This is a genomic window from Paraflavitalea soli, assembly GCF_003555545.1.
Lineage (GTDB): Bacteria > Bacteroidota > Bacteroidia > Chitinophagales > Chitinophagaceae > Paraflavitalea > Paraflavitalea soli.
In genome coordinates this window covers 2,138,085-2,149,851 of sequence record NZ_CP032157.1, presented here as the reverse complement: position 1 = coordinate 2,149,851, position 11,767 = coordinate 2,138,085, and the positions used below count along the sequence as shown (strand labels likewise).

General features: G+C 49.5%; 8 protein-coding genes. 3 read left to right on the top strand and 5 right to left on the bottom strand.

What is annotated here, in order from left to right; genetic code table 11:
• Positions 1-7: 7 nt before the first annotated feature.
• The 4 genes from D3H65_RS33410 to D3H65_RS32850 all read right to left on the bottom strand — a co-directional run bounded on the left by D3H65_RS33410 (position 8) and on the right by D3H65_RS32850 (position 4,733).
• Entirely contained in the window at positions 8-142 is a 135-nt protein-coding gene (locus D3H65_RS33410) for a hypothetical protein (protein WP_262707704.1), read from the bottom strand.
• A 194-nt stretch (positions 143-336) separates the two neighbouring features.
• Complete coding sequence (locus D3H65_RS07950; protein ID WP_162915482.1) at positions 337-3,783, bottom strand: ABC transporter permease; 3,447 nt, start codon at positions 3,781-3,783, stop codon at positions 337-339.
• A gap of 282 nt (positions 3,784-4,065) precedes the next feature.
• On the bottom strand, positions 4,066-4,527 hold the full coding sequence (locus D3H65_RS07945) for a hypothetical protein (protein ID WP_119049798.1): 462 nt from the start codon (positions 4,525-4,527) through the stop codon (positions 4,066-4,068).
• Positions 4,527-4,733, bottom strand: coding sequence for a hypothetical protein (locus tag D3H65_RS32850; protein ID WP_162915481.1), 207 nt, complete (start codon positions 4,731-4,733; stop codon positions 4,527-4,529). Before D3H65_RS32850 ends, D3H65_RS07945 begins: the two co-directional genes overlap by 1 nt.
• 472 nt (positions 4,734-5,205) lie before the next feature.
• On the opposite strand from D3H65_RS32850, the gene D3H65_RS07940 reads away from it, so the two are divergent.
• Positions 5,206-5,553 (top strand): hypothetical protein, encoded by a 348-nt coding sequence (locus tag D3H65_RS07940; protein ID WP_119049796.1) that lies wholly within the window; start codon positions 5,206-5,208, stop codon positions 5,551-5,553.
• A gap of 235 nt (positions 5,554-5,788) precedes the next feature.
• Here the strand turns inward: D3H65_RS07940 and D3H65_RS07935 are convergent, their stop codons facing one another.
• Entirely contained in the window at positions 5,789-6,679 is an 891-nt protein-coding gene (locus D3H65_RS07935; RefSeq protein WP_119049794.1) for a helix-turn-helix domain-containing protein, read from the bottom strand.
• Between the two features lie 233 nt (positions 6,680-6,912).
• Here D3H65_RS07935 and D3H65_RS07930 point away from each other — a divergent pair, with 233 nt between their 5' ends.
• Positions 6,913-10,089, top strand: coding sequence for a SusC/RagA family TonB-linked outer membrane protein (locus D3H65_RS07930; protein ID WP_119049791.1), 3,177 nt, complete (start codon positions 6,913-6,915; stop codon positions 10,087-10,089).
• 21 nt (positions 10,090-10,110) lie between these two features.
• Positions 10,111-11,694 carry a RagB/SusD family nutrient uptake outer membrane protein gene (locus tag D3H65_RS07925; protein WP_119049789.1) on the top strand — a complete coding sequence of 528 codons (1,584 nt, stop codon included), beginning with the start codon at positions 10,111-10,113 and terminating at the stop codon, positions 11,692-11,694.
• The last annotated feature ends 73 nt before the right edge of the window (positions 11,695-11,767 follow it).

Here is an 11,767-nt window from a genome sequence, read left to right as displayed (position 1 = left end):
TCAAGGATCAAAAGATAATGTAGGGATGATTAAACTGGTCATCGTTGTCATCGTTTTTGCGGATGTATTGAAGCAAGACGCCGGTCCATTTTTTCAAAGGCGCCCATGCACGGGTATACCATTGCTTTATCATTGATCTCATAGCACCTCCTTTTTATTTTTTGCCAACAAGTGATATGCCAAATGTTTTAGTCGGGCAGCTACTTATTTCCTGTCATTTTTAATTGAAAAAATGACATTGGCAAACAGTATCCTTGTCAAATTTTCAGCAACTTTTGGCGGAAAACGTCGGTAGCGTTGGTACTGCGCGGGTGGAGGTGGTTAAGGAGTGAGGGGTCATTCGGTACGCAACGATCTGACGGGATTGGCCATGGCTGCCCGCATCGCCTGAAAACCGACGGTAAGCAGCGCTATTCCAATGGCTGCCGCTCCTGCTGCAATAAACATCCAACTGCTAAGCGGCGTCCGGTAGGCAAAGCTTTGCAGCCAGTCGTGCATGAAGTACCAGGCCAGTGGACTGGCGATCAGCAAGGCAATCAGGATCAACACAACGATCTCTTTACAAAGCATGACCATAATGCCCGGCACAGTGGCGCCCAATACCTTCCGGATGCCGATCTCCCTGGTCCTTCTTTGCGTAGAAAAAATGGCCAGACCCAGCAGGCCCAAACAAGAAATAAAAACGGTGATCCCCATCGCCACATTGGTCAACAACCTTGTCCGGAGATCGTCTGCATACATAGTTGCAATGCTCTCGTCCAGGAAGGAATAGTCAAACGGCGAGTCGGGGAAGATGGTCTTCCAATCCTTCTCTATACGGCCGATGAGGGTCTTCATCTCACCAGCGCTCATGCCCTTCGCAGCGATCCTGACCGCAATGGTTTTTTCCTGCGCGGGATCGTGTTTGATGATGACCGGCCAGGTAACCAGGTGAAAATCGCTCTCATAAAAATCGGCCACCACCCCGGCTACGGGATAGTCCTCACCAGGGCCAACGATCACCGCCTGGCCGACGGCCTTGCTCACATCGGCAAAACCCAATGCACGGGCGCAAGTCTCACTGATCAGCAATTCCCTGGTACTGTCGCCGGGAAGCATGTTTCGCCCCGCCACCAGCTTCATCCCATAAAAAGGAAGGTAATTTTCGTCTCCATGATGAAGCGATACGTCGAATGATCGCTCATCGCTGCCTTTCAGTGCGCCACCGCCGAATCCCCAATGCATCCGTCCCATCGGTGGCCTTCCTTCTCTGATCACTTGTTCTACGCCGGCCAGTTGCCGGATCTTATTCGTCAGTACCGCCAGTTTACCCGTCACTTCGGAAGCCGGTGGCGGGGTCCGGGCCTTGTCCGACTGGAAACTGATCCCACCTCCTCTGTTAACAAGCGGGCTGCTGATGGTGAGGATCGCATCTGTCTTGAAACCCAGGTCTGCACGTAGCACGTACTGCAGCTGCGCACCAATGACGACAGATGCTATGATAAACAACAGCGATATGGTAAATTGGAAAACGATAAGTCCTTTGCGCAGCGTCCCTTTTCCGCCGCCTGGCGCCGTAGCGATCCCTTTGAGGGTCACCGTGGGCTGATAGTTGCCCAGCACCTTGGCCGGATAAAACCCCGCCAGGAAGGTGGTCACTGCAGTTACCACCAAAAAGAATAACAACGTAGCACCATCCAGCCGGAATCGAACGCCGGTCGGGATCAGATCAGCGAACAAACCAAACACGGGATTTACCATCAGGGCCGCAAGCCCCACAGCTGCTACCGTCAACACCAGGGTTTCAGTAAAAAACTGCACCGCGATGGCCCGCCTGCTGCCACCCAGCACCTTCCGGACGCCGATCTCTCTGGCTCTTTGCATGGATTGCGCGGTAGACAAGTTGACAAAGTTGACAATGGCAAGCAGCAGGATAAACCCTGCCACGGCTATTAATGTGTACAGCACCGGCAAGCTGGCCTTTCTGCCTTCGCCACCATATTCCCGGTGAAAATGGATGCCTGATAGTGGTTTCAAACGGGCAGCAAATGCCGGTTGTGAACCGTAGTGCCGTTTGGCAAAGGCAGTGAATTGCGTATCGATCTGTGAGGGCCTGACGTCCTTAGCCAGTTTGATCATGATCTGGCTGGAACGATTCATCGTGTTCCAGTTCTCTAGCTTTATTTCCTGCTGAAGAAAACTAACCGGGATGGTAGCATAGGAGAGCCATTGGCTATAATTAAAATCACTGTTGCCTGTCCAATTGGCGACGATACCTGTCACGGTGACCATCAGCGAATCCTGGTAATAAATGGTCCGGCCGATGATCCTGTCCGGGCTGGCATCGCCAAAGTATTGTTGGGCCTTTTCCGCGGTAAGCACCACCGAGTTGGGCATCATCAGGGCAGTCCTGGGATTTCCACTCAACCACTGGTAACGAAAGATGTCGAAGTATTGGGGCTCCGCAATAGCGAGGCTGCCGTCGTCGGTGAAGTGCAGGGCATCTCCCTGTTGGCCCCCTGGTATCGTTACGCTGGCGGTATAGGTTTGAAAGGCAGCCATGGTTTCAAAACCGGTCATTTCCTGGCGCATGGCGGCCGGCATAGGGCCAGGTATGCTATTCAAATGACGCCCATGCATTTCGGCATCCACACAAAAGATACGGTCACGGTCCTGGTGAAAGGTATCAAAACTATATTCGTACCGGGTGATCAGGTAAATAACCAGGCAGACACAAATACCCAGGGCCAGGCCCAGCACGTTGATGAGGCTATACATTTTATGGCGGAGGAGGCTGCGCCAGGAAGTCTTGAAATAATTTTTAAACATGTATTGGCGGTTTAATTTCATACCAGCCCACGCAGGTGTGGATGGATGGCTTGAAATTACCGCGGCCGTACGTGACGAGGGTGTCAAATGATAAGATGACCCCTTATTTTCCAGGTCATGCTTCCATTCGGCAGGGGTTTTTCCGGTTATTTGTTTGAAAGCACGGTTAAAGGTAGATTTTGAGTTGAACCCGGCATCATAAGCGATCCCCAGCAGGGTCATCTTATCGAAAGCCGGGTCCTGCATTTTGGATACCACATCGCGGACGCGGTATTCATTGACGAAATCGTTGAAGCTTTTTTTAAACACGGTATTGATGACCCGTGACAATTCGTGGGGAGGCAGCCGGAGTTTTTCAGCCAGCAGGGGGAGGGTTAATTCCGGTTCCTCGTAATACCGGTTGGTTTCCATGGCCTTCTTCAGCCAGGCAGCTTTTGCCCTCACCTCAGCAGGTATGGGCGGCTTACCGGGTGCAGGCGCTTGGGTCATGACGCCCGCTTGTGGCTTCAGGAAGGCAGCCGCTGCCGTCCATATCATCATTACAGCAAAAAGGATATAGAAAGGGTAATAAACCTGCAGGCCGGATTGGCCACGATATATAAAATGCCCGGCGGCGGCACAGGCTATCCACAAGCACCATAACAAAGCGGTTGCTGCCAGCAGGCGGCGCAGCCACCGGAATTCGACCAGGGGCCTGTCCATCAAAACGGGCTGCAGCTGCCGGTAAAAACCCTGTATGAGCCGGTTGCACTGGTACAGGTAGATGATCATCGAAATAAATACCAGTACCTGTACTACCGGGTTCAGTTGTTGAAAGACCTGCGTAACATAGGTAGGCGCCAGCGCCAGCGCTCCCTGTTCCAGCAGCAGGGGGCTGAAATGCAATAGATCCCTCCACCCAAACTGATACTGCCGGTGTGTAATTTTAAGTACATAAAAATAGATCAGTGGACCCAGGGCCAGCAAAAATTGCATTGGTAAACGGTCCCAGTGGGGCAGGTAGCTGTGCAGCTGTACATTACTAGCCAACACCCGCATCATCCACAGCACCATGGTAACCAGGGCCAGGGCAAGAAACCGGTTGGCGCTGCGGTTAACGGACCTGGTGAACCATAAAAGGAGGGCAAAAGTGAGCCCTACAAAGATGGCCCCTACAAAGGCGAGGTCGTACAGGGTGATATGGAAGGTGTAGGAATGCAGTTATAGCTTTGTGTGTTAATTGGTTCTCGTATAAACCAAGAGCAAATTGGTTGGGAATTATTCTCCTGAAGTTAATTTCTCAATATCATCTAGGTCCTTATGGCGCCCTGCTGCTTTTTTTGCCTGGATCAGATTGTTAAAATGTAGAAATCGAATCATTAATTCGTTTTCGTTGAAGATCTGAGCTTGAGAAAAAGCCTCATCAAATTGTACCCCTTTGAGTTCGGTAATTATATCAATACTTACTGGAGGCCTGCCATAAGAAAATACATCGGTTGTCGCTGCATCCAAAAACTTTTGCTCGGTCATATCGAAAACTGGAAGGCGAAATTCAGCAAATGCACGGGTAAGCTTTGAATAGTTTTCTTTAGTCCTCTTAACCCATATGTCCATATCTCCGGTAACTCTCCTATAACCATGCAGAATTACAGCATAACCACCAACAAGAATATATTCCACATTGTGGTTATTCATGGCCTGGATAAAATCCCTAAAGTCGTCATTGAAAATATTACCCATTAATTGTTTTGTTTCCGACTGGAAAAATAACTTCTATCTAATTTAGGCTGATCGGTCATTGAAAAGCCATAAGCCTGTGCAATAAGAAAGTATGCCTGACGTAAACGTTCAGCATATGGGATGCTCTTGTCAAACACATTGGCTGTATCTGCTTCTTTAAAAGTCATCATTCTGAATGCAGTTCTATCAAACTTGTAATCAGACATACATGTAATTTGATAGTAAATGTACAAATAAAATCGTAGTCCTGTTTACTGAGACGTCGGTTGCAAGGAAGCCAAGCTCCATTAATTGGGCGGATTTACAGATTATGAAATTTATGAGCTATATTCCAATCCTGGTATACAAGCAAGAACAACATGGTACCGTATGATTCAGCGTAGTGAGAGATCCGCTACGTTCGAGATGACAAAAAAGGAAGCTTCGTTCGGGATGGCAAAAGGGTTCTGGATGACAAAAAAGGGAGATTCAAAATGACAAGAAGCTAATTGCCCAAAACGGGGATTTATTTATACAGTCCCTGCATTCATTTCGGGCACATGTACCCCGCCGCACTCGTGCCCTGCATCCTTGCGCCAGCTAATTTGGGACAAAGCGCGCCAGTTATTGCCTCGGTGCCTCGTTGCCTTGTTGCCTTCCCATGGCACACCTTTTGAAATTATACCTCAAAACACCGCCATGAACAGATCAGAACAAATGACCACTTTAGTACAGGTGCTGGAAAAGTTGCGGCTGCAAAAGAAGGACAATGAGTTCCGCTGGACGCCGGAAGGATTTACAGCCGGAAGGGGAAAGAATTACCAACCGGAAGACCTGAAGATCATTAAAACATACCGCTTTGAAGGAGAATCCAATCCCGATGACTCCTCTGTACTGTATGTGATAGAAGCCCACGACGGACTGATAGGCTATAGCCTTGATTCCTACGGTGCTGCCAGCAGCCATGATAATGAAGAAGGATATGATAATTTTCTACGGAAGATACCGGTAGAGAATAGGGATGAACAACTGATATTCGAACTGTAGGGAGAGAATATAGAATGTAGAATACAGAATCCAGAAGAATACACCTTTGCTTCGATAGTGGGTGGCAAAGCATCCAGAAGCGTTTGAAAAATGTAAAGTTATAGTTGAGATTGGGTCATCTCAATATGTATATGCATGCCCTGCGCTTCCAAGCGTGGGGCTTTTTGTTTTCCTGCATTCCTGTAGTGGGTTCCCTTGCATTGCTCGCAGCTCGTAGCTCAAAGCTCGCAGCTTTCTAAATAAAAATGCGTCTGCCCGAAAAGCTTTCCCTGAAATCCCTGGGGGTACAGCCTTTCTTTTTCCTGAAAATACGGTTGAAGTTGGAGATATTGTTGAACCCGCAATGGTAGGCGATCTCAGCTACGGACTGGGTGGTATCGATCAGCATACGGGAAGCATGGCCCAGTCTTATCTCTGTTAAGCTGTCAATAAAGGTATTGCCGGTACGCTGTTTGAAAAAGCGGCTGAAAGCTACCTCCGACATATTGGCCAGCCTGGCCACTTCGCCCAGGGTAATGGGCTTGTCAAAATTCTGGTTCATGTACTCAAAGGTCTTTTCGATACGCCGGCTGTTATAACTGAAAGGTTCAGTGGTATTGAAAGACGAATCAGAGAGGGTGCGCATATTGCGGGAGGTAGACAAGTCGTGCAGGATAGACATGAGTTCCAGCACAGAATCAAAACCATGCTTGCGGTTGAGCTCGATGATGCGCGGCGCTACCTGCTGGGCGGTTTCGCGGGAGAATAAAATCCCCCGCACAGAACGCTCAAACATGGTACGGATAAAATTCAGCTGGTTGCGGCGAAGGAGTTTGTCATCAAACAGGTCCTTGTGAAATTGTATGGTGATCTCCCGGATCTCTTTTCCCTTACACTTATGGGTAAACCAGGCATGCTGCAGATTAGGTCCCACCAATACCAACTCAATATCATCTATCTCTTCTATGTGATCACCAATCATCCGCTGTGCGTGCTTTGCATGCTGAATGAAGTTCAGTTCAAATTCCTCATGGTAATGCAGGGGAAAGTCAAACTCGGTCTTTACCCTGGAAAACAGGGTAAAGCAATCACTTTGGGTGAGGGGAGTGATCTCCCGGAGGATATCATTCTTTGCCGCCTTGTTCATAATGGAGAGAATATGTGCTTGTAATATATCAAAATTATATAAACAACTGTAAATAAAGTATCAGTTCCTTGATTTGTTTGAATATTTGATGAAATGCAGTGTGGTGGCTTATTTTAATTGTTTCAATAATGTGTTGTGGTGATATTTTATACTAAAAAATACAAGTATTGGTCAAAAAAGTACTTGTACTGAAGTAATTGGGGGGATAGTTTTGGGTCAAACATTCTTGCTATATGAGAAATAAAGTATTCCCCAGGATACTGCTAGGTGTACTATTATGCATATCCTCCTTCTCCATCGCCTTTGGTCAACAAAAAACGGTGACAGGCATTATCTCCGATCAAAATGGCGCTCCGCTTAGTAATGCCACTATACGGGTAAAAGGAGAGAAGATCACAGCTACCACAGATGCCAATGGCGCCTTTAAAATAGCTGTTCCCCCCAATACAAAAACACTGGTGGTTTCCTATGTGGGCATGGATGCCCAGGAAATATCCATCGACGGTAAGACCTCGGTACTGGCCACGCTCACAGTGGCCGACACGCGGTTGAATGAAGTGGTGGTCATAGGTTATGGTACAGCCAAGCGTGCCAATGTAACCTCTTCGATCTCGTCTGTTACTGAACGTGACCTGAAGAATATACCGGTGGCCGGGGCCGACCAGGCCATCCAGGGTAAGGTAGCCGGGGTAACGGTCTCCAGCAATGGCGGACAACCCGGCGGCGGCGTATCGGTAAGGGTGCGCGGTATTACCAGTGTCAATGGCAACGATCCGCTATATGTAATAGATGGTGTACCCATGGGCGGTACGATCAATAGCCTGGAGCAGAATGTACTGGGCGGCGGATCGGGCCAAACGGGACAAAGTGTGCTGGCCAGCCTGAACCCCTCTGATATCGCTTCTATCGATATCCTCAAAGATGCTTCGGCACAGGCGATCTATGGTTCCCGCGCTGCCAATGGCGTGGTATTGATCAATACGAAAAGAGGCAAGGCGGGCGAAGGCAAGATAGCTTATGATACTTATTTCGGCTGGCAGTCGATCCCCAAAAAACTGCCGATCATGAACCTGCAGGAATATGGCGGTTACCTCAACTCGCTGGTCAATGAAGTAAGGGCCGCCGGTGATGGTATGGACAGCACGGGTGAGTTTAAGAATCCCGCTTTACTGGGTGAAGGAACGGACTGGCAGGATGCCATTTTCCGTACGGGGCTGATCCAGAACCACCAATTGTCTTTCTCCGGTGGGCAAGGCAAAACGAATTACTATTTCTCGGGCAACTATTATAACCAAACGGGTATCATCATCGGTTCTGAATTCAACCGCTATTCGCTCCGCTTCAACCTCGATCAGCAGGTGAAGACCTGGCTGCGGGCAGGGGTAAGCGCCAACCTCTCGCGCAGCAACCAGAAGATAGCGCTCACAGATGGATTTGATGCGGTAACGGGTGTAGTATTGTACAACAGTCCGGCAGCGCCGATCAGGACCTTCGATGGCAGTTATGCCACTACTACATCGATCGGTGGCATCACCTTCGGTAACCCGCGCAACCCGGTAGCGCTGGCAGAACTGCGGGATGTGCGCACAATTCAATCCAAGGCTTTCGGTAGTCTCTATGCGGACCTGACGATACTGAAAGGGCTTACTTTCCGCAATGAGGTAAACTATGATTTCAACCTCAGCAGCAGCAAGGCTTACCAGCCTTTTGTGCAGAATGAAGCATCGAGGGAGATCATTCTTAGCCCCAGTCACCTGCGGGAAGAAAGAGGTAATAGTTATTACTGGGCCGTTAAGAGTTACCTCACGTACAATAACAGCTTTGGCAAGCATGCGGTGAATGCTACAGGGGGTCATGAAGCGCAGTATTCGCGCTGGGACAATATACAGGCTTACAGGACCAACCTCACGCTCAACCTGCCTTCGCTGGCAGCTGGCGCCGGTGGCAATGGGTCGGGTGAACAGATCGGCGCCGGAGCCGGGGAGTGGAGCATGGAATCTTATTTTGCCCGGTTGAACTATACGTATGATGAAAAGTATTCGCTGAGTGCTTCGGTGCGTCGGGATGCTTCTTCTGCTTTTGGTGAGAACAACCGTGTAGGTTATTTCCCGGCAGCCTCTGTATCCTGGACGGCCAGCAATGAGGCATTTATGCAAAACATCAAATGGCTCAATTACCTCAAGTTCAGGGCCGGTGCGGGCGCGGTGGGCAACCAGAATGTAGCTGCCAATTCTTATACGACCAATATCCGCCTGCTCACAGAAGGACCCTTTGGTCCGGGCGGTATTCCCCGCAACGTGGGTAATCCGGACCTGGGCTGGGAATCGGTGATCACGTACAATGCCGGTGTGGATGCCACCTTGTTCAACAGGAGGGTAGACCTGAGTGTAGACGTGTACAAAAAGGTGACGACAGACATGTTGCTGGCTACGCAGCTGGGTGATTTCTCAGGCCTGGGTGAACAAACGAATAGCAATAACTGGAACGATATCTGGACACCCATTGCCAACGATGGGGAGATGACGAACACAGGTATCGATATCTCGCTGACCACGTACAACGTACAGACAAAGGACCTTACCTGGAAGACAACGGTCACCTTTAGTCATTACAAGAATATCCTCAATCGCCTCAATACACCCGATGCGGCCATTACGGGCCGGGTGAAAACAGATTATTCCGGCAACGATCCGGTAGTGACGCTTACCAAACAAGGATTGCCGGTAGGCTCTTTCTATGGTTATGTAACAAACGGGCTGTTCAGGTCGATGGACCAGCTCAATAGTGGCACCAACTGGGGCCTGCCTGTAGGCATGAAGACCTATTGGCTGGGTGATGTCATGTTCAAAGACCTCGACGGCAATAAAGTGATCGATGACAAGGATGTGGAATTCATTGGTAACCCCAACCCCAAGTTCACTTTCGGATTCAACAACACGGTCAACTATAAGAATTTCGACCTGGGCGTATTCCTCTATGGCAGTGTAGGCGCTAAAATATTCAATATCGTACGCCGGCAAACGGAAGGGCTGACAAATGCCTACAACAACCAGTCGAAAGACGTGCTGGAAAGGTATACCCCTACCAATACCAATGGTAGTTTACCCCGCTTCAATCCCTGGCACAACAACAACTTCCGTATATCGGACCGTTTTGTGGAAGATGGCTCCTTCCTGCGGATACAAACGCTTACGCTGGGTTATAACCTGCCGAAGAACCTGATCGGCAAAGTGAAGCTCACGAATGCCCGCTTGTATGTATCGGCCCAGAATATTTACACCTTCACGGGTTATTCAGGGTATGATCCTGACCTGGGTTCGCTCAACAACAATGTAACGCGTATGAACATCGATGACGGGCACTATCCCAATCCCCGAACGATCACGGTAGGTGCAAACATTGAATTCTAAGGCCATTTAAAGCTAATTACCATGAAATTGAAGATCATTATATCATTGCTGGCTGCCGGATGTGTTGCCAGCTCCTGCAAGAAAACATTCCTGGATCATCCTTCAGAGACCAGTCCAACCCTGGACAATTATTACAACAATGCCACGGAAGTGAATGGGGCCACGGGCATCCTGTACAATTCGGTATGGGGCGACTGGTTTGACAAAGCCTTCATCGATGTGGGCGATGTAATGGGCGGTACTTTGTACACGCGTGATGACAACTACAAAACCTTTTACAGCTTTAATGTACAAAGTACAGACGGGCTGGTAGGCGCTACCTGGAAATCCTGTTACAAAGCTGCCGGCAATGCGGCGGTGCTGGTGAAGACCTTTGAGCAAAAAGCAGCCAAAGCAGGCGCGGCGCCTTACCTCACACAGGGTATTGCCGAAGCCCGGTTTATCCGCGGCTTTGCCTATTTCTATATTGCCCGGGCATTTGGTGATGCACCCATTGTGGAAGATCCCATTGCGCTTACAGCTCCCGGCAAGTATGCGGTGCCCCGTTATTTTCAGAAGGATGTGTTGCGGTTTGCGCTGGAAGACCTCCAGTTTGCCGAAGCCAACCTGCCGGAAGAACCTTACCAGCCGGGCCGTGTGACGAAGTACTCAGCCAAGGGACTCATGGCCAAATTGTATTTGTACAACAAGGACTATGACAAAGCCAAAGCAAAAGCCAAGGAAGTAATAGACTATGCCACTGCTTCGCAGAAGATAGGGCTAATGAGTGATTACCAGTTTATGTTCACTACTTCCAAAGCCAATAACAACAAAGAATCCTTGTTTGCGCTGCAATGGCAGGCATCGATGAGCTGGAATGGCGGCAATCCTTACCAGCAATACCTGGGACCACAGCCCCTGCTGAAGCCCAAACCCACTACGGCAGATGGTTATTCGGCCTGTGTGCCATCGCTGGATATGCTGGATAAGGCAACGGGCTATGGTGAGGGTGATAAGCGCCGGGACTGGAGTGTGATGCAGCATGGATTTACCAAATTGGATTGGGTCAATGAGAACTTCCCTGCGGGCTTTATGTATGATACCACTACCAATCAGACTAACGACTTTAAGATCAAAACACCTACACGCTCCAATGTGCAGAAATACATTGTAGGTCCTAAGCGGGCGGATGAACCGGTGAATGGTCCACACACGAGCATGTGTACCTATATCCTTCGCTATGCCGATGTGTTGCTGATCTATGCAGAAGCGGTGATGGGCAGCGGAACGTCTACGGCGGATGGTACGGCGCTGGCTGCTTTCAATGCAGTGCATACGCGGGCGCAGCTTACACCGGTCAGCAACCTGACGAAAGACCTGCTGCTGCACGAGCGCAAGGTGGAATTTGCCTTTGAAGGAGACTACTGGTTCGATATCCAACGGCAGGGATTTGAGAAAGCGAAAGAGATCATTTCCAAACAGGAGCGGGGTTCCCTGAATGACAACGGAACGATCAACAGCCTGAAAGTGATATTGAGCTCGGCCAGCCAGTTGTTCCTGCCGGTGCCGCAATCGGAGACGGTAGAGAATCCGAAACTGAAAGAGCCGGCGATAAGCTACTATTAAGGCAAGCTGCGAGCTACGAGCTGCGAGCGGAAAGGCAAAGGAAGAGACAGGTGCCTGGGTCCGGCTTCGACAA